An 18,915-nucleotide genomic window follows, 5' to 3' on the forward strand; every position below is an offset into this window, starting at 1 on the left:
TGCACCCGCTCACCGGCTGTGTTTCGATGGGCTCGTGCCGCTGCGACCGATCCGCCCGCCGGCGCTGCCACGGCCCTGGGAGCTGTCCCCGCGGCAGCAGGACGGCGCCATCGCCGTGTTCGTCGTCGTGGCCGGGATCGCGCTCTACGCCGCGGGCGTCTACCAGCTGATCCCGGGGCCCGACCAGGCAGCGCAGTGGCTGCGGATCCTCGAGCTGGCGGTGTTCGGCGGCCTGTCGCTGGTACGCCGCTGGGTGCCCGGCGGCCTGCTGCTCGGGACCGTCGCACTCGCCGCCGACCTGGCGCTGGGCCCGTCGCTGCTGGCCGCGGTGGTGTACACCGACCTGCTGTACGCCGCGACGCTGTACGGGTCGCGGTGGGTCGGCCGGATCCTGATCGGCGTCGTGGCCGCGGGCTGCCTCGCGGTGCTGGTCGCCGCGCTGACCGTGCCGCCGGACGCGCGGACCTCAGTGGTCGGTGCGCTGGCGATCCTGCTGTTCCTCGTGGTACCGGTGTGGTGGGCGACGAACGTGCGCCAGCACCGCGACATCGCCGCGAGCGAGCGCGCCAACGCGACGCAGCTGGGGAAGATCGCCGAGCTCGACCGGCGCGCCGCGGTGGCCGACGAACGGGCCCGCATGGCCCGCGATCTGCACGACGTGATCGCCGGGCACCTGTCGGCCATCGCGATCCAGTCCGAAGCCGCGCTGTCGATGGCCGAGGACCCCAAGATGACGCGGACGGTGCTGGGCGCGGTGCGGGAGAACAGCGTGCACGCGCTGGAGGAGATGCGCGCGATGATCGGCCTGTTGCGGTCGACGACCGGCGAGGACTACGACACGACCGCGCCGGCCCGGCTGGCCGAGCTGTGGCGGCTGGTGGAATCCGCCCGTGCCACCGGAATGGAGGTCACGGTGGACTCCACAGTGGACGAGGACGCCGGCCTGCCCACGGCGGTCGACCTCACCGCCTACCGGATCGCCCAGGAAGCCCTCACCAACGCGGTCAAGCACGCGCCCGGCGGCCGGGTCACGGTGCACCTGGGATGTGCCGGCGGCATACTCACCGTCGAGATCGGCAACGAACTGCGCCCGGCCGCCGGGCAGCCCGGCGGGGCCGCCGACGGGACCGGGACCGGGCTGCTGTCCATGCGGGAGCGGGCGAACGCCGTGGGCGGGACGCTGAGTGCGGGCCCGTCCGGCCCGGGCTGGCTGGTCCGGGCCGAGCTGCCGCTGGTGGAGGGACGGACGTGACAGTCAAGGTGCTGGTGGCCGACGACCACGGGGCGATCCGGGCCGGGCTGATGCTGATCCTGGGCAACGCCGAGGGCATCGAGGTGGTGGGCGAGGCGGCCGAGGGCGCCGCCGCGATCCGGCAGGCGCGGACGCTGAAACCGGACGTGGTGCTGATGGACGTGCGGATGCCGGGTACCGACGGCATCACCGCCACCCGCGAGCTCATCGCCGAGGGGCTGGCCGAAGTCCTCGTGCTCACCACCTTCGACCTCGACGAGTACGTGCACGCGGCGCTGCGGGCGGGAGCGGCGGGCTTCCTGCTCAAGTCGGTGGAGGCGCCGCGGCTGATCGAGGCGGTCAAGCTGGTCGCCGCGGGTGAGGGCGTGCTGGCACCGCAGGTGACGCGCAAGCTGATCACCGCGTTCGCGCAGTCCACCGACCGGCAGGCGAGCGCGCCGGCCGGGCTCGGCGAGCTGACCGGCCGGGAACACGAGGTGCTGAGCTGCCTCGGGGCCGGCCTGTCGAACGCGCAGATCGCCAGCCGGCTGCACATCGGCGAGGCCACGGTCAAGACCCACGTGTCCCGGGTGCTGACCAAGCTCGGCCTGCGCTCCCGCGTGCAGGCGGCGATCCTGGCCCAGGAGCACGGCCTGGCACCGGACTGAGCCGCGCCCGATCTGCGCCCGGACCGGCGACCTTCTACCGTTCCCCCATGGGCGTGCGCAGAACGGTGAACGTGGACGAGGTGCTGCAGCGGCAGGAATCCGGCGAGCTGAAGCGGCGGCTCAAGGGACGCGATCTGATCGGCTTCGGCGTCGGCATCATCATCGGCACCGGCATCTTCACCCTCGCCGGGGTCGAGGCCAAGAGTCACGCCGGACCGGCGGTCACGCTGTCCTTCGTGATCGGCGCCGTGGTCGCCGCGCTCGCCGCGATCTGCTACGCGGAGCTGGCCTCCAGCGTGCCCACCGCCGGCAGCGCCTACACCTACGCCTTCGCCACGCTCGGCGAGGTCTTCGCCTGGATCATCGGCTGGGACCTGCTGCTGGAGTTCGCGCTCGGCGCCGCGGTGGTCTCCCGCGGCTGGTCCGGATACCTGGCCAATCTGCTCGGGCTGTCGCCCGAGTGGTTCGGCGAGGACGCGAAGGTCAACCTCGGCGCGGTGCTCATCATCGCGGTGCTCACCGTGGTCGCGGTCCTGGGCATCAAGTACTCGTCCTGGCTGACGAACCTGCTGGTGATCGTGAAGGTCGCGGTGTGCGTGCTGATCGTCGTGGTGGGCGTGTTCTTCATCAAGGGCGCCAACCTGACGCCGTTCGTGCCGCCCTCGCAGCCGCCCTCGGGCGGCACCGCGGTGCTGGAACAGCCGGTGGTGCAGGCAGCGCTGGGCATGCAGCAGTCGGTGTACGGCTTCGCGGGCGTGGTCGCCGCGGCGGCCGTGGTCTTCTTCTCCTACACCGGGTTCGAGGCACTCGCGAACCTCGGCGAGGAAACCATCAACCCGCGCAAGGACCTGCGCGTGGGCATCCTCGGTGCGCTTGCCCTGTGCACGGTGCTCTACGTCGCGGTTTCGATCGTGCTGACCGGCATGGTCCCGTTCACCGACATCGACGCCGGTGCCCCGCTCGCGGCCGCGTTCGACAGCGTCGGCCAGCACTGGGTGGGCGCGCTGATCTCCCTCGGCGCGGTCACCGGGCTGACCTCGGTGATGATGGTCGAACTGGTCACCATCGGCCGGATCGGCTTCGCGATGGGCCGCGACGGCCTGCTGCCCAAGGCGATCGGCACCACGCATCCGCGCTGGGGCACCCCGCACCGGATGACCATCGGCGGCGCCGTGCTGATCGCCGTGCTCGCCGCCTTCGTGCCGATCGACGCGCTGTCGGACATGGTGAGCATCGGCGCGCTGTCCGCGATGATCATCGTCGCGGTGGCGGTCCCGGTGCTGCGCAAGCGGCGGCCGGACCTGAAGCGCCCGTTCACCGTGCCGTTCTCCCCGGTGCTGCCGATCATCGCCGCGCTGGCCTGCTTCTACCTGATGCTGAACCTGGACGTGCTCACCTGGATCCGGTTCGCCGCCTGGCTGGTGCTCGGCCTGCTCATCTACTTCTTCTACGGGCGCAAGCACTCCCGGCTGGCCGCGCGCGAGGAGAGCTGAGCCGCCCCCGTATCGTGGGCGCATGTACAAGCCGGTGCCCGCGCAGGTGGACCTGCCTGCGGTAGACCACGAGGTCCTCGATTTCTGGCGAACGCACGACGTGTTCGCGCGCAGCCTGGAGCAGACCGCGGGCCGGCCCGGCTGGATTTTCTACGAGGGCCCGCCCACGGCCAACGGCATGCCGGGCACGCACCACATCGAGAGCCGGGTGTTCAAGGACGTCTTCCCGCGGCACCGGACGATGAAGGGCTACCACGTGGCCCGCAAGGCCGGCTGGGACTGCCACGGCCTGCCGGTCGAACTCGCCGTGGAGAAGGAGCTCGGGCTCGCCGGGAAGCCGGACATCGAGAAGTACGGCATCGCCGAGTTCGCCGCGCGGTGCCGCGAATCGGTCACCCGGCACACCGACGCGTTCGCCGAGCTGACCGAGCGCATGGGTTACTGGGTCGACCTGGACGACGCGTACCGCACCATGGACCCGGAGTACATCGAGTCGGTGTGGTGGTCGCTGAAGCAGATCTTCGACCAGGGCCTGCTGGTCGAAGACTTCCGCGTCGCGCCGTGGTGCCCGCGGGACCAGACCGCGCTTTCGGACCACGAACTGGCCCAAGGCTACGAAACCGACGTGGATCCCTCGGTCTATGTACGGTTCCCGCTGACCTCGGGGCCGCTCGCCGGTACCGCCGCGCTGCTGGTCTGGACGACCACCCCGTGGACGCTCGTCTCCAACACCGCGGTGGCCGTGCACCCGGACGTCACCTACGTCGTGGCCACCGACGGGACCGAGCGGCTGGTCGTCGCGGACGAGCTCGTCGGGACGGCGCTGGGCGAGGGCTGGACGCGCACCGGCGAGTCGTTCCGCGGCACGGAGCTGGAGCGCTGGACCTACCGCCGCCCGTTCGAGCTGGTCGACGTGCCGAACGCGCATTTCGTGATCCTCGCCGGCTACGTCACCACCCAGAGCGGCACCGGCCTCGTGCACCAGTCCCCTGCCTTCGGAGCGGACGACCTCGCCAGCTGCCGCGCCTACGGCCTGCCGATGGTCAACCCGGTCCGCCCGGACGGCACCTTCGAACCGCGGGTGCCGCTGGTCGGCGGGATGTTCTTCAAGGAGGCCGACGCCCCGCTCGTCACCGATTTGCGCGAACGCGGCCTGCTGCTGCGGGAGCAGCCGTACGAGCACAGCTATCCGCACTGCTGGCGGTGCCACACCGCGCTGATCTACTACGCGCAGCCTTCCTGGTACGTGCGCACCACCGCGGTCCGCGACAAGCTGCTGCGAGAGAACGAGCGCACGACCTGGCATCCGGAGACGATCAAACACGGCCGGTACGGCGACTGGCTGACCAACAACGTCGACTGGGCGCTGTCGCGGTCGCGGTACTGGGGCACGCCGCTGCCGATCTGGCGCTGCCCGGACGACCACCTCACCTGCGTGGGCTCGTTGGCCGAGCTGAGTGAGCTGGCCGGCCGTGACGTGTCCGATGTGGACCCACACCGGCCGTACCTGGACGAGATCGTGTTCCCCTGTCACTGCGGGAAAACGGCCCGCCGGGTGCCGGAGGTGATCGACGCCTGGTACGACTCGGGCTCGATGCCGTTCGCGCAGTTCGGCTATCCGCACCGGAACAAGGAACTGTTCGAGAGCAGCTACCCCGCGCAGTTCATCTGCGAGGCGATCGACCAGACGCGCGGCTGGTTCTACACGCTGATGTCGGTGGGCACGCTGGTCTTCGACCGCTCCGCCTACGAGAACGTGGTCTGTCTCGGGCACATCGTGGCCGAGGACGGCCGGAAGATGTCCAAGCACCTCGGCAACATCCTCGAACCGCTGCCGCTGCTGGAGCGCCACGGCGCGGACGCGGTGCGATGGTTCATGGCCGCGGTGGGCTCGCCGTGGGCGAACCGGCGGGTCGGGGACACCACGCTGCAGGAAGCGGTCCGCAAAACCCTGATGACGTACTGGAACACCGTGGCCTTCCAGGCGCTCTACGGCCGTACCGCCGGCTGGATGCCCTCGGCCGCGGACCCGGCGCCGCGGGAGCGGCCGGTGCTGGACCGCTGGCTGCTGTCGGAACTGCACGACCTGGTGCGCCGGACGGACGCCGCGATGGAGGCGTTCGACCTGCAGGAGGCCGGGAAGCTGCTGGCCGGTTTCGTCGACGACCTGTCCAACTGGTACGTCCGGCGCAGCCGCCGCCGGTTCTGGCGCGGTGACCCGGCCGCGCTGGCGACCCTGCACGAAGCGGTCCGCACGCTGACCCTGCTACTCGCGCCGATCACCCCGTTCGTCACCGAACGGGTGTGGCAGGACCTCGTGGTGCCGGCGGAACCGGAGGCGCCGCTTTCGGTGCACCTGGCGACCTATCCGGTCGCCGAGGAGTCCTTGGTCGATCCGGCATTGCGGGAGCAGATGGACCTGGCACGCCGCCTGGTCGAACTCGGCCGCACCGCGCGTGCCGAGTCGGGGATGAAGATCCGGCAGCCGCTCTCCCGCGCACTGGCGTCCGCGCAGGGCTTCGCGGAACTCGGCTCGGAGCTGCTGGCGGAGATCGCCGCCGAGCTGAACGTCGGTGCGGTGCTGAGCCTGGCCGAGGCCGGCGGGCCGCTGGTGGACACCACGGCGAAGGCACATTTCCGGCCGCTCGGCAAGCGGTTCGGCAAGGGCGTCCAGGACGTCGCGAAGGCGATCGCGGCCGCGGACGCGGCGGCCCTGCAACGGGATCTCGCCGCCGGGACCGCGAGCGTGCTGGTCGGCGGGGAGCCCGTCGCGCTGTCGCCGGACGAAGTCATCGTGACCGAGACGCCGCGTGAAGGCTGGGCGGCGGTCTCCGAAGCGGGCGCCACACTCGCACTGGACCTGGCGCTGACCCCGCAGCTGCGCCGTGCCGGGCTGGCACGCGACGCGATCCGGCTCGTCCAGGAGGCACGCAAGGCCGGCGGCCTTGAGGTGTCCGACCGGATCGAGCTGCGTTACGTGGCGGCGGACGACGACACGGCCGAGGCGCTGGCCGAGCACCACGACCTCGTCGCCGAGGAGGTGCTGGCCACCGTTTTCGCGCCGGGCGAACCGGAGTGGGCGGAGAAACCCCACGAGGAGGCCGGGCTCACCTTCTGGCTCCGCCGCGGCTGATCACGCCTGCCGCGCCGTCCGTTCCAGGAACGCGGCGTGGTCGGCGTCGGCCACCAGCAGCACGGTGTCCAGGCCCGCGGTGACCCATTCCAGGGGCTGCTCGTGCACGCCGTGCGCGCCGACCTCCCGGTAGGTGTCCACAACGGACAGCAGGGTGCCCTCCGCGCCGATCCGCACCCCGGCGATCAGGACGTGGTGCGGCGCGGGCGGACGCCACCGGTTGGTCCACAGTGGAGGGATGCCGGTGGCGAGGTAGTCGGTCAACGCCCGCCGCGGGGTGTCCGGCGCACCCAGCTCCGCCGGATCCAGCCGCGCGAGCACGGCCACCCGCGGCAGGTCCCACAGCTCCAGCAGGAGGTCGAACAGCGCATCGGGCCGCCAGGGCCCGGACACTCCGGCGACTTCGAGCCGGCCGCCGGACAACGTCCGGAGCGCACCGGCGAGCTCCGGCGCGGAAGTCCCCGCGTGGACCGGGTCCCGCGGGACGTCGAGGCGGAAGTCCTGGCGCAGCACGGCACCCGGGGGCGGCGGCGCGAAATCCCGTACCGTGCCCGCGGTGATCGCGACCTCGTCCTGATCGGACCCCGCGACGCCCGCCGCGCGCAGGACCGCGAGCGCGGTGAAAGCGGCCGCGAGACCGTCCTTCTGCGGCATCTCCGCGCGTGCCTCGGCGACCAGCCGCTCGCCGCCGGGAAGCCAGTGCACGCCGGACAGCCCGGTACCGTCCACATCGGAAGACATCACCACGAACAGTTCCACACGGCAGGGTCAGTACCGCCACCGGTGCGCGGCGACGATCTCCTCCGGGGTCCGTTCGGCCGCCCACTGCGCGTCCGAGGCCCGCACGGCGCGGAAAGCACCCAGCAGGTCTTCACCCAGCACCTCGGACACCCGCGGGCAGGCCAGCAGCGCGGCGTCCTGCTCGGCCGGGCTCGCGGGCAACGGCCGCACGGCGCGGGTTTCCCGTTCCGCCTCGCTCCAGGTGCCCGGATCCTCGCCGATGGGCGCGGGCGGGGCCACACCGTCCTCGATTCCGGCCATCCCGGCCGCGAGGACGACGGCCAGCGCGAGGTACGGGTTGGCCGAGGCGTCCGAGGCCTTCAGCTCGACGTTCGCGTGGCTCTCGCCGAGCATCGCCGAGCCGGGTACGTACCGCAGCGGCGCCTCGCGGTTCTCCACGCCCCAGAATCCGTACGCCCCGGCGAAGAACCCCGGCCGCAGCCGCAGCGTGGACGGGACGCTCGGAGCGGTGATGGCGGTCAGCGCGGGCAGATCGCGCAGCAGCCCACCGAGGTAGGCGGCGCCGTCGGCGTCCGGCAAGCCGGTTCCGGCGAGCAGGTTGCGGCCCTTGCGGCGCACGGAAGTGTGCAGGTGCCAGCCGTTGCCGGCGGTGTCGAGGTCGGGCACCGGCGAAAAGCTCACCCGGAGCCCGTGCGCGTGCGCGGCCGCGTGGATGGTCTGGCGGGCGAGCAGCTGGTCGTCGGCCGCGGACAGCGGATCCGTGGCCGCCAGCGACACCTCGAGCTGCGCGGCGCCGTACTCGGCGTGCAGCTGGCCGATCCGCAGGCCGTTCCCGGCGAAGTCGTGCAGGAGCGCCGCCACGAACGCGTCCAAGCCGATCAGCGCGTGCGGGCTGTAGGCGGGGCCGGGATGACCGGGGGCGTCGCCGGCCGTGACCATGAACTCCATCTCGTAACCGGCCCGGAATTCGAGGCCGCGCCGGGCCGCCTCGGCCACCTGCCGTTCGAGCACCGAACGCTGGCAGTACGGCGACGGCGCGCCGTTTACGGTGCGCTGCCAGGCCGGTGCCCACGCGAGCGCGGGCTGTCCGGTCAGCCGGCGGATCCGTTCCACGACCGGGACGAGCCGCAGGTCACCGGACGGCGTCGCCAGCCCGGGATGGGCGTAGGTGATCGCGTCGTGGCTGTCGAACACGGCGAACAGGGTGGTCGCGCCGATCCCGCGGGCCGCCGCGTCGGCCAGCCCGTCGACCGGCACGATCCGCGAACGCGGGATGCCGTTGTTGTCCGCCCAGGCCAGGTGGACGCCGCCGGCTCCCGCCGCGGCCAGGTCCTTCGCCGCCGCCGACGCCGCCTTGGTCATCGCCACCTCCTCGTCGCCGCTTCGCGATTGGTTTCCTCGCGGTTGCCAGTATCCCGGAGCAGCGTGCGTTCAGCCCGGTGGTTCGGCCGGTGGGCCGTCCCGGCCACGCAGCACGAGCCCGGCGACCACGGCCACCGTGCCCAGCGCCTCGGGCAGGCTCGGTATCTGGGCCAGCACCACGAACCCGACCACGCCGGCGGTCACCGGCAGCAGTGCCAGCAGCACCGCGAACCGGGCCTGCCCGAGCCGGCGCAGCACCAGCTGGTCGAGCACGTAGGGCACCACGGTCGAGAGCACCCCGACGCCGATGCCGAGCACGAGCAGCCGTGGCGAAGACCACACCTCGCCGGTGCCGAACGCGAGCGGCGACAGCGCCACCGTGGCCACGGCGAAGCCGATCGCCAGCGCGTCGATGCCGTCCCCGCCGACCGCCACCCGTTTGCCGAGCACGATGTAGCCCGCCCAGGCGGCCGCAGCCGCCAGCGCGAACACCACGCCGAGCGCGCTGCCGGCCAGCTTCACGTCGGCGATCGCGACCACCCCGGCCGCGACCAGCCCGAGCGCGGCGAGGTCGCGGCGGCTGCGCGACCCGGCCGCCGCGACGACCACCGGACCGGCGAACTCCAACGCCACCACCGTGCCCAGCGGCAACCGGGCGATGGCCTCGTAGAACACGACGTTCATCCCGGCCGTCACCAGCCCGAACGTGCCGGCGAGCAGCACCCGCCTCCCCCGCCACGCGGCGCGCGGCGGCCGCCGCCAGGCCAGCAGCACGACGGCCGCGCCGAGACAGCGCAGCCACGCCACCCCGGCAGGGGTGGCGTGCCCGAAAAGCCCGACCGCGATGGCCGCTCCGGCATACATGGAAATTCCGCTGAGAACGAACAAGACGGGGGCCGGAATCGCGCCGAACCGTTTCCCGGGGTGCACAGAATCCACCCCCGCATCGTGCCTGACCACGGAAAACGTCCGGCGTTGGGTGGGGTGGAGCAGCGTGGCCCGCGCCGCGCTACGGCAACCGGGGTAATTCGGCGTGACGCACCTCCCACCGGCGCGGGAACACTTGCGGGCAGCGAAACGTCTGCAAGAGTGGAAGCACGAACACCGCGGAGCCGGAAGCGATCCCCGCCGAAGGCATCAGTTCCGAAGTGGGCGTAGCTGGATCGAGGTACCGGGGAACCGGTACCGGGACGGAGGGAGACCCCCATGACAACACCGACGCTCACCCGCCCCGAATTGACCGCCGCCGACCGTTGCGACCGGTGCGGAGCAGCAGCTCAGGTACGCGCCGTGCTCAGCTCCGGAGGCGAACTGCTCTTCTGCGGCCACCACGCCCGGGAACACGAGGCGAAGCTCAAGGAACTCGCGGCCCAGATCCAGAAGTAGCACCCGACTTCGACCCCGGAGGCGGCGGATGCCCAGCGCATCTGCCGCCTCCGGTGCGTTCCGGGCCCGGTGCCGGTGTGCCCGGCCTTCACGGGCCGCCGCCGGTCCCCGGACCGTTGCCAGTGCTCTCGGTCTGATGCCGGCGCTCACGGCCTCCCGGCCCGCTAACGGTCTTCTCGGACCGTTGCCGGTGCTCCCGGCCCCGCCCGGCCCGCTGACGGTCTTCCCGGACCGTTGCCGGTGCTCCCGGCCCCGCCCGGCCCGCCGACGGTCTTCTCGGACCGCTGCCGGTCTTCACAGCCCGCTACCGGCGTGCCTGGACCGCTGCCAGTGTTCCCGGTTCGGCGCCGGTGTTGCCGGACCGTGCCACCTTCCGAGCCCGGTGCCGACCTTCCGAGCCGCTGTCCACACTCTGGGACCGCGACCCGTGCTCACGGCCCAGATTCCCGTGAGTCTCGCACGGACCTTCGCCAGCAGCGACTTCCGTTACCGAGCGGCCGGTCAGCCGCTCGCCCCGGCTTCGGTGGTGGATTTCCGGTAGTGCGGGCGGAGCGCAGCCGCGATGAGACGGTCGAGGGCGCGGTCCGGCAGGATCCGCGCGAGGCGCGTGATCAGGGCCGCGTCGCGGCCGATGGGGTAGCGCGTGCGGGGTTTCTCGGCGGTCACGGCTTTCGCGATCACCCTGGCCGCCTCGGCGGCGGGCACACCGCCTGACGTGCCCGCGGCGGTCTGCGAGACGATCGCCTGGACCAGCCGTCCGTAGCGTTCCCGGTGTTCCGGCGACATGGCGGCGGCCAGCTCACGCGTGGTGGCCATACCCCGCTCACCCATCTCCGTACGCACCCCTCCGGGTTCGACGACGACCACCCGCACCCCCAGCGGCGCGAGTTCCCGGCGCAACGCGTCACTGACCGCCTCCAGGGCGAACTTCGTCCCCGCGTACGGACCGTAGGTCGCCATAGCGACCTTGCCGCCGACCGAGCTGACGTTGACCACGCGGCCGGAGTGACGCAGCAGCTCGGGCAGCAGGGCCTGGGTGACGGCGACGTGCCCGAACAGGTTGACCTCGTACAGCCGCCGCCACTCGTCCAGCGCCAAGGCCTCGACCGGGGCGTTGATCGAGATCCCGGCGTTGTTCACCACTGCCCGCAGCGCGCCCGGCCGCGAGCCGGCGCGGTCGGCCAGCTCCGCGACGTGAGCGGGCTCGGTGATGTCGAGGATGACCGGCTCGACACCCGGGCCGCGGAGCGCATCGGCATCCTGCGCACGGCGGACGCCGGCGAGCACGTGAAAACCCCGGCAGGCCAGTTCGCGCGCGGTCGCCGCGCCGATCCCGGTCGAGGCCCCGGTCACGACGACCTGGTCCGGCGACATTTCATGTGACGCTGTCATGTCAATGACGGTAGGCATTTCACATGACAGTGTCAAACGGTACGGTGGCCGGCATGGTCAGCCGGGTGGAATCCGCCGCCGCGACGCGCCGTGCCCTGCTCGCCGCGGCGGCCGGCCTGCTGGACAGCGGAGGTCCGGACGCGGTGACGTTGCGCGCGGTCGGGGCGCGGGCGGGCGTCTCCCGCGGCGCGCCGTACGGGCACTTCCCCGACAAGGACAGCCTGCTGACCACCATCGCGGCCGAAGCACTGGAACGGCTGGCGGACCAGGTGCGAGCCGTCCGCACCGATCCGCAGGTGTCCCCGGCCGACGCGCTGCACCGAGGCCTGGCCGAGCTGATGACGATCGGCCGCCGTCAGCCGCACCTGTACCGGCTGATGTTCGCCTCCCCGGCCGGCGACCCGGTCGCGGTCGGCGCGGCGAGCACGGCCGCCGAACGCGCCCAGGACGAGTTCCTCGCCATCGTCGGCGATCTCGTCGGCGCTCAGGATGCCGGCCGGTTCGCGCCGCTGCTGCTGGCCACCGCGCACGGCATCACGGACATGGCGGTCAACGGCCATCTGTCCGCGGACAGATGGCACAGCACCGCCGAGGAACTCGTCTCGACCCTGGTGTCCCTCATCGACGGGCGGAACCACCGCGGGTAACGGGCCTCAGACCGTGTCCAGCGCCGTTTCGAAAGCCACTTCCGCGGCGCCCAGCAGCTTCACGTCCGCACCCAGCGCCGAGCTCACGATGCGGATCCCGCCGACCGCCCGGCTGACCAGGCTGCGGCGGTGGACCTCCTCAGCGACCGCGTCGATCACCGGATCCGGCAGGACCATCAGCAGGTCGCCGAGGACCACCAGCTGCGGCCCCAGCAGATTCACCACGTTCACCAGGCCCAGCGTCAGCCATTCGGCGAACTCCGACAGCCGCTCCAGCGCGGCTTCGGCGTCTCGGGCCAGTTCACGCAATTCCACGAGGATGGCGCCGCGCGGGGTCTCCTCCGGCAGGCCCAGTGCGCGGCACAGCGCCGCCTCACCGATTTCGGTCTCCCAGCATCCGCTGTTGCCGCAGTAGCACGGCCGGCCGCCGGGACGGATCACCATGTGCCCGATCTCGCCGAAGTAACCCGCTCCCCCGCTCAGCGACGAGCCCTGCGCGATCACGCCGCCGCCCACGCCGACGTCGGCGGACACGTACACCGCGTCCGACGAACCACGGGCCGCGCCACGCAGGTGCTCGGCGACCGCGCCCAGTTCGGCGTCGTTGCCGATCACGATGGGAATGCGCAGCACGCTGGTGAGACGTTCACCGAGGGCGACGTCGGTCCAGCGCAGGTTCGGTGCCTCGTGCACGTGCCCGTCCGCCCGGCGCACGACCCCGGGCACCGAGATGCCGCCGGCGACCGGGTCCACCCCGAGATCGCCGGCGAGCACCCGGGTCGACTCGATCACGTGCGTGATCACCTCGTCGGCGGTACGGGTGGGCGTGCGCAGGTTCCAGCTGTCCCTGGCCAGGATCTGCCCGCCCAGCCCGACCAGCGCGATCGCGACGTGCTCCACCTGCAGGTCGACCGCGAGCACGACCGCGGCGTGCGGCTGCGGCAGGACCAGGAGCGAGGGGCGGCCCGCCCCCCGCCCCGGCCGGGGCACCCGCTCCTCGACGACGCCGGCCTCGGTGAGGCCGTCGACGAGGGTCTTGATCGTGCTGCGGTTGAGGCCGAGCGCGGTCGCCAGCGCCGCACGGGTGCTCGGCCCGCCGACGTGCAGCAGCCGCAGCAGCGTCGTGCGATTGTGCCGGCGCACCTCGTCCGGGCGGGCGACGGGCGAGCTGCTCACCTGATCATCGTCCCATCGGTGCTCAGCGTGCCGACGCCTCGGCTCGCCGCCGGGACAACGCGTCGACGGTCGCGGCCAGCATCAGCACCAGGCCGGTCACGATGTTCACCACGGCCGCCGACTGCTGGAGCAGCCCGAGACCGTTGTTCACGATCGCCAGCACGGCACCACCGATCACCGCGTCGATGATCCGGCCCTTGCCGCCGAACAGCGAGGTACCGCCGATCACCGCCGCGCCCACCGCGAACAGCAGCGTATTGAGGCCGCCGGACTGCGGGTTCACCGCACCGATCTTCGACGAGTACACGATCGCGCCGACCGCGGCGAACGAAGAGCTGATCACGAACACGCTGGTCCGCAGCTTGGGAACGTTGATACCGGCACGCCGGGCGGCTTCCTTGTTGCCGCCGACCGCGTACAGGTGCCGCCCGTAGCGGGTCCGGTTGAGCACGTAGGTGCCCGCGAACAACAGCACCAGCACGATCGGCACCACGTACGGCACGCCCTCGATGGTCACGAGGTCGTTGGACGAGCGGTTCACCGTGAGCAGGTAGGTCGAGACCGCGGCCAGCACCGCGATCACCCCGACCTTGAACAGCACGATCGGCGTCGGCTGCACCACCAGTCCCCGCCGCAGCCGGGTGAAGTGCTGCCCGAGCGCCACCAGCGCGTACCCGCCCACCGCGACGATGAACAGGATCCAGCTGCCGACCACTGACAAGTTGCCGTTGGCGACCGCGTTGAGCGTGTCGTTGTTGCTGATCGGCAGCGTGCCGCCCTCACCGATGAACTGCAGGAGCACGCCCTGCCACACGATGAACAACGCCAGCGTGACGACGAACGAGGGCATGCCGATCTTCGAGACCAGAAACCCGGTGATGCAGCCGATCGCGGTGCCGGTGCAGATCGCGATCGCGAACTCCACCCACGCGTTCACCGGCGCGCCGACCAGGATGATCACGATGCCGATCACCGAGATGACCGCACCGGCCCAGATCCGCTGCAGCAGCGCCAGCACCACGGCGAGGACCAGCACCACGATGAAGGTGACGAACACGCCGGTCCCCATGGAGCCCAGCAGGTTCCCGCCGCGGACGTAGTGCAGGGCCATCAGCCCGGCACACACGCCCGACGCGGTACCCGCCGACAGGTCGATCTCGCCGAGCAGCAGCACGAACACGATGCCCATCGCGATGATGGTCTGCCCGGCACCCTGCTCCAGCAGGTTCGCGATGTTGCGCAGGGTGAAGAAGTCGCCGGACAGCGCGCTGAACAGGATCGCCAGCGCGATGACACCCAGCACGGCGGGGATGGAGCCGAGCTGGCCGTCCTTCATCCGGGCGAAGTAGTCCTTGATGGCTTCGCCGGTGGACATCGACGTGGTGTCGATGCCGAAATCGGTGATCGCGCCGCTGCCCGCCTCGGGACTCGCGGGCTTCGCGGGGGTTTCAGTCATGACGGGTTCTTTCTCGTTGCTGCTCACAGCGCGACGGCTTCGGGGCGGGCGAGGCCGAGGTCACCGGACCGGCCCGCGGTGATCAGTTCGACGATCTGGCTGTGCGTGACGTCCTTGGTCATGACCTCCGCCACGAGCCTGCCCAGGTACAGCACGTCGATGCGGTCGGCGACCTCGAACACGTCGGCCATGTTGTGGCTGATCAGCACCACACCGAGGCCCTGTTCGGCCAGCCGGCGGACCAGGTCGAGCACCTGCCGGGTCTGCGCCACGCCGAGGGCCGCGGTCGGCTCGTCGAGGATGACGACCTGGCTGTTCCACAGCACCGACTTCGCGATCGCCACGGTCTGGCGCTGCCCGCCGGACAGCGCGGAAACGGGCGTGCGCACGGACTTCACCGTGCGGACCGAGAGCGAGGCCAGCGTCTCGCGCGCGGCCTTCTCCATCGCGGCCTCGTCCAGCAGCCAGGAGCTGCCGCGTTCGCGGCCGAGGAACATGTTCTGCACGATGTCGAGGTTGTCGGCCAGCGCGAGGTCCTGGTACACGACCTCGATGCCGAGCTCGGAGGCGTCCTTCGGGCCGTGGATGTGGGCTTCCTTGCCCTCGAAGCGCACCGTGCCGGTGTCGTACGGGTGGATGCCCGCGACGCATTTGACCAAAGTGGACTTGCCGGCCCCGTTGTCGCCGACGAGCGCGGTCACTTCGCCCGCCCGCACGGCGAAGTCCACGTCGTGCAGGACGTGGACCGGGCCGAAGCTCTTGTTCAGGCCGGTGATGTCGAGAATGGGCTCACTCATGGGATTCGCTTGTCTCTCGCGTGGGGACCGGGCCGGGGCGCGTGGTCGGGGGGCACGCGCTCCGGCCCGGTGCTCTGGGTGCTACCGGGGCCGGCTCAGGAGATGCCGTACTGGCTGCACTTGGCGGCGAGGTCGCCGACGCAGACCTCCGAGGCCTTCACGTAGCCCTGGTCGACGACCTTCTTGACGTCGTTGACGGTGATCAGCTGCGGGGTCAGCAGCACCGACTTCAGGTCCCGGTTGTTCTTCGGGTCGTGCAGCTTGCCGGTCGCGATCTTGTCCGCGGCCGCGGTGTCGTTCTTGGCCAGCGCGCCGGCCAGCTTCGCCGCGTTCTCGGCTTCTTCCTTGATCGGCTTGAAGATGGTCAGCAGCTGGTCACCGCGCAGGATGGCCTGCAGCCCGGCCGAGGTGGAGTCCTGGCCGGTGACCGGAACCTTGCCGTTGAGGCCGTTCTTCTTCAGCACCGTGATGACCGCGCCCGCCAGCTCGTCGTTCGCCGCGACGACGCCGTCGACCTTGCCGCCCGCGCGGCTGAAGATCTGCTCGAAGGTCTGGCCGCCCACCTGCGGGTCCCAGTCGTTGATCGGCTGCTTCTGGACCTTGGTCAGCTGGCCCGAGGCGTAGAGCGGGTTGAGGACCTTGTCGTGACCGTCGCCGAAGAGGGTCGCGTTGTTGTCCGTCGGCGCGCCCTCGATCTGCACGACCGCCGCGCCCTTCTTGGCCTTCAGCGCGTCGGCCAGGCCCTGCGCCTGCAGCTCGCCGACCTTCTCGTTGTCGAAGGAGACGTAGTAGTCGGCCGAACCGCCGAGGCTGGGGCGGTCGTAGTCGATGACCGGGATGCCCGCCTTCTTGGCCTTGGACTCGATCTGGGCGCCGACCGCCGGATCGGACGGCGCGATGATCAAGACCTTGACGCCCTGACTGATGAACCCGTCGGCCAGCGAGGCGAACTTCTGGTTGTCGCCCTGGGCGTTCTGGATGTCCGAGGAGAAGCCCTGCGCCGCCAGCGCGGACTGCAGCATCGGCTTGTCGAAGGCCTCCCAGCGGGCCGAGGTGGCGGTCTCCGGGAGGATCACGCCGACCTTGCCGTTGGCGCCGCCGCCGGCCGGGGCCGGTGCACCCGAGGAGCTGTCGTCCCCCGAGTCCCCGGCGTTCGAGCTGTTCGCGCCGCACGCGGTGAGCACCAGGCCGGCACTCACCGTCGCGGCGAGGAGGGTAAGGGTTCTGCTGCGCATCCTCGTTCCTTCCGGATCAAGCTCGCGGGCGGTGGATCCGGGGAGGCCGGCGCACCGTCGCGCATATGTTGTGGCCGACAACATATGTCGCCGAGGGGCTTCGGGGAAGATGGCTGGATCGATGGAACGACACCAAATGGACACGGTTCGGCAACAGGAGCCGGAAACACTCCCGACTCTGACGCAGTGGTCCGTACCACTCACCGACGGTGACGGTTTCGAGTAGCACCGGAAGCCCGCGACGCCTCCTCGACGGAACTGGATTTCCCGCGAGGAAGCCTTCACCGACCGCACGACGGGAGGTGGCCGGGACGGAACGCGCGTCACCAGGAGCGGAGCGTGACGATCCGTTCCTCGAGCTGTTCCACCGTGGCCATCGCAGTGGGCGGTCCGCCGCACACCCTGCGTAGTTCGTTGTGGATCGCGCCGTGCGGCTTTTTCGTCCGGTGGTGGTACATGCCGACGAGCGCGTTCAGTTCCTTGCGCAACGCGGCGATCCGCTCGCTGACCGACTGCGGACGGGCGGGTGCCGCGGGCTGGTCGTCGGCGGCGGGCCGGCGCCGCTTCTCGTCCGCGAGCTGCTCCTCCTGCCGCTTGCGCAGCAGCGCGCGCACCTGGTCGGGCTCGAGCAGCCCGGGCAGGCCGAGGTACTCCTGCTCCTCGTCGGTCCCGGAGAAGACCGCGGTGCCGAACGAGTTGCCGTCGTAGATCACCTGGTCGAGCTCGGCCGAGGCGTGCAGCGAGGTGAACGCCTTCTCCTCCTCGCCCGGTTCGTCCTCGGTCCGGTTGGCCTGGGCGAGCAGTTCGTCGTCCCAGCCTTCCTTCTCCCGGTGCGGTTTGCCGAGCACGTGGTCGCGCTGCGCTTCCAGCTCACTGGCCAGCTCCAGCAGCACCGGCACGCTCGGCAGGAACACGCTCGCCGTCTCGCCCTTGCGCCGCGCCCGCACGTACCGGCCGATCGCCTGGGCGAAGAACAGCGGCGTGGACGCGCTCGTGGCGTACACACCGACCGCCAGCCGCGGCACGTCGACACCTTCGGAGACCATCCGCACCGCGACGATCCAGCGTTCGGTGGTCTCGGAGAACTCCTTGATCCGCCCGGACGCCTTCGGATCGTCGGACAGCACCAGCGTGGGCATCTCGCCGGAGATGCGCTGCAGGATCTTCGCGTACGCGCGGGCGGATTCCTGGTCGGTGGCGATGACCAGGCCGCCGGCGTCCGGGACGCCCTGGCGGACCTGGGAAAGCCGGGTGTCGGCGGCCTGCAGCACCGCGGGCACCCATTCGCCCGCCGGATCGAGCGCGGTACGCCACGCCCGGGCGTTCTGCTCGGCGGTCAGCGGTTCACCCAGCCGCGCGGTGAACTCCTCGCCCGCACTGGTACGCCAGGACGCCTCGCCGGAATAGGCGAGGAACACCACCGGCCGGACCACGCCGTCGGCGAGCGCGTCGGAATAGCCGTAGGCGTGGTCGGCCTTGCTGCGCTGGAACCCGCCCGCGTCCGGTTCGTAGGTGACGAACGGGATCGCCGAATCGTCACTGCGGAACGGGGTGCCGGTGAGCGCGAGCCGGCGCACCGCGGGGGTGAACGCCTCGCGGATCGCGTCGCCCCACGACTTCGCGTCGCCGCCGTGGTGGATCTCGTCGAGGATCACCAGTGTCTTGCGGTTCTCCGTGCGCACCCGGTGCAACGTCGGGTGCGCGGCCACCTGCGCGTAGGTCACCGCGACCCCGCGGTAGTCCCGCGAGGTGACCCCGGTGGTGTTGCGGAAGTTCGAGTCGATCGCGATGCCGGCCTCCGCGGCCGCGCTCGCCCACTGGTGCTTGAGGTGCTCGGTCGGCGTGACGATGGTGACCGCCTCGACCGTGCGGTCCGACAGCAGCTCGGCCGCGATCCGCAGCCCGAACACCGTCTTGCCGGCGCCGGGCGTGGCGACCGCGAGGAAGTCCTTCGGCCGGGTGGACAGGTACTTCGTGAGCGCGCGGCGCTGCCAGGCCCGCAGCGGCCGCACGGTGGCGTCCTGCCCGGCGGGCGGCGCACCGAGAACCCCCTGGGTCGTCTCGGACAAAGCTCGGCTCACCCCCTCCTCCGGCCGCCGGTCGCGGCCGTGACGTGCGAAAACCCCCACGGTGGCACCGGCTTCGGCGCCGGTTTGCCGCGATGAGGGCACGCCGGTCAGCCTACCTTCCGGCACCCG

Annotated in this window: 15 protein-coding genes; 6 read left to right on the forward strand and 9 right to left on the reverse strand. The window is 71.4% G+C overall.

The features are described from left to right. The first annotated feature begins 34 nt into the window (after positions 1-34). Genes BJY18_RS11220 through ileS form a run of 4 tightly spaced genes read left to right on the forward strand, consistent with a single transcriptional unit; the run spans position 35 to position 6,525 of the window. On the forward strand, positions 35-1,252 hold the full coding sequence (locus BJY18_RS11220) for a sensor histidine kinase (RefSeq protein ID WP_312873816.1): 1,218 nt from the start codon (positions 35-37) through the stop codon (positions 1,250-1,252). Next, the gene (locus BJY18_RS11225) at positions 1,249-1,899 is read left to right on the forward strand and encodes a response regulator (protein WP_184779919.1); all 651 of its coding nucleotides are present in this window, start codon (positions 1,249-1,251) and stop codon (positions 1,897-1,899) included. Before BJY18_RS11220 ends, BJY18_RS11225 begins: the two co-directional genes overlap by 4 nt. Before the next feature lie 47 nt (positions 1,900-1,946). Further along, a complete protein-coding gene (locus tag BJY18_RS11230; RefSeq protein ID WP_184779920.1) occupies positions 1,947-3,392 on the forward strand; it encodes an APC family permease in 1,446 nt (481 codons plus the stop codon). A 22-nt stretch (positions 3,393-3,414) separates the two neighbouring features. Then, positions 3,415-6,525: an isoleucine--tRNA ligase gene (gene ileS, locus BJY18_RS11235; protein ID WP_184779921.1), complete on the forward strand. Its 3,111-nt coding sequence runs from the start codon at positions 3,415-3,417 to the stop codon at positions 6,523-6,525. Here the strand turns inward: ileS and BJY18_RS11240 are convergent, their stop codons facing one another. The 3 genes from BJY18_RS11240 to BJY18_RS11250 all read right to left on the reverse strand — a co-directional run bounded on the left by BJY18_RS11240 (position 6,526) and on the right by BJY18_RS11250 (position 9,492). After that, positions 6,526-7,266 carry a DUF6885 family protein gene (locus BJY18_RS11240; RefSeq protein WP_184784554.1) on the reverse strand — a complete coding sequence of 247 codons (741 nt, stop codon included), beginning with the start codon at positions 7,264-7,266 and terminating at the stop codon, positions 6,526-6,528. Positions 7,267-7,293: 27 nt separating this feature from the next. Further along, positions 7,294-8,628 carry a type I glutamate--ammonia ligase gene (locus BJY18_RS11245; protein WP_184779922.1) on the reverse strand — a complete coding sequence of 445 codons (1,335 nt, stop codon included), beginning with the start codon at positions 8,626-8,628 and terminating at the stop codon, positions 7,294-7,296. Between the two features lie 69 nt (positions 8,629-8,697). Continuing rightward, on the reverse strand, positions 8,698-9,492 hold the full coding sequence (locus tag BJY18_RS11250) for an EamA family transporter (protein WP_184779923.1): 795 nt from the start codon (positions 9,490-9,492) through the stop codon (positions 8,698-8,700). Positions 9,493-9,834: 342 nt separating this feature from the next. Here BJY18_RS11250 and BJY18_RS11255 point away from each other — a divergent pair, with 342 nt between their 5' ends. After that, positions 9,835-10,014: a DUF7455 domain-containing protein gene (locus BJY18_RS11255; RefSeq protein WP_184779924.1), complete on the forward strand. Its 180-nt coding sequence runs from the start codon at positions 9,835-9,837 to the stop codon at positions 10,012-10,014. A 501-nt stretch (positions 10,015-10,515) separates the two neighbouring features. Here BJY18_RS11255 and BJY18_RS11260 read toward each other — a convergent pair. Continuing rightward, on the reverse strand, positions 10,516-11,406 hold the full coding sequence (locus BJY18_RS11260; protein ID WP_246458833.1) for an SDR family oxidoreductase: 891 nt from the start codon (positions 11,404-11,406) through the stop codon (positions 10,516-10,518). Between the two features lie 53 nt (positions 11,407-11,459). On the opposite strand from BJY18_RS11260, the gene BJY18_RS11265 reads away from it, so the two are divergent. Further along, on the forward strand, positions 11,460-12,053 hold the full coding sequence (locus BJY18_RS11265; protein ID WP_184779925.1) for a TetR/AcrR family transcriptional regulator: 594 nt from the start codon (positions 11,460-11,462) through the stop codon (positions 12,051-12,053). A 6-nt stretch (positions 12,054-12,059) separates the two neighbouring features. Here the strand turns inward: BJY18_RS11265 and BJY18_RS11270 are convergent, their stop codons facing one another. The 5 genes from BJY18_RS11270 to BJY18_RS11290 all read right to left on the reverse strand — a co-directional run bounded on the left by BJY18_RS11270 (position 12,060) and on the right by BJY18_RS11290 (position 18,786). Next, a complete protein-coding gene (locus tag BJY18_RS11270; protein WP_184779926.1) occupies positions 12,060-13,229 on the reverse strand; it encodes an ROK family protein in 1,170 nt (389 codons plus the stop codon). Between the two features lie 22 nt (positions 13,230-13,251). Further along, positions 13,252-14,685, reverse strand: a complete 1,434-nt coding sequence (locus BJY18_RS11275; protein ID WP_184779927.1) for a sugar ABC transporter permease — start codon at positions 14,683-14,685, stop codon at positions 13,252-13,254. A gap of 23 nt (positions 14,686-14,708) precedes the next feature. After that, positions 14,709-15,482 (reverse strand): ATP-binding cassette domain-containing protein, encoded by a 774-nt coding sequence (locus BJY18_RS11280; RefSeq protein ID WP_184779928.1) that lies wholly within the window; start codon positions 15,480-15,482, stop codon positions 14,709-14,711. A 95-nt stretch (positions 15,483-15,577) separates the two neighbouring features. Further along, positions 15,578-16,717, reverse strand: coding sequence for a sugar ABC transporter substrate-binding protein (locus BJY18_RS11285; protein WP_184779929.1), 1,140 nt, complete (start codon positions 16,715-16,717; stop codon positions 15,578-15,580). A 323-nt stretch (positions 16,718-17,040) separates the two neighbouring features. After that, a complete protein-coding gene (locus BJY18_RS11290) occupies positions 17,041-18,786 on the reverse strand; it encodes a DEAD/DEAH box helicase (protein WP_184784556.1) in 1,746 nt (581 codons plus the stop codon). Positions 18,787-18,915: the final 129 nt, after the last annotated feature.

It is taken from the genome of Amycolatopsis jiangsuensis (assembly GCF_014204865.1).
Taxonomy (GTDB): domain Bacteria; phylum Actinomycetota; class Actinomycetes; order Mycobacteriales; family Pseudonocardiaceae; genus Amycolatopsis; species Amycolatopsis jiangsuensis.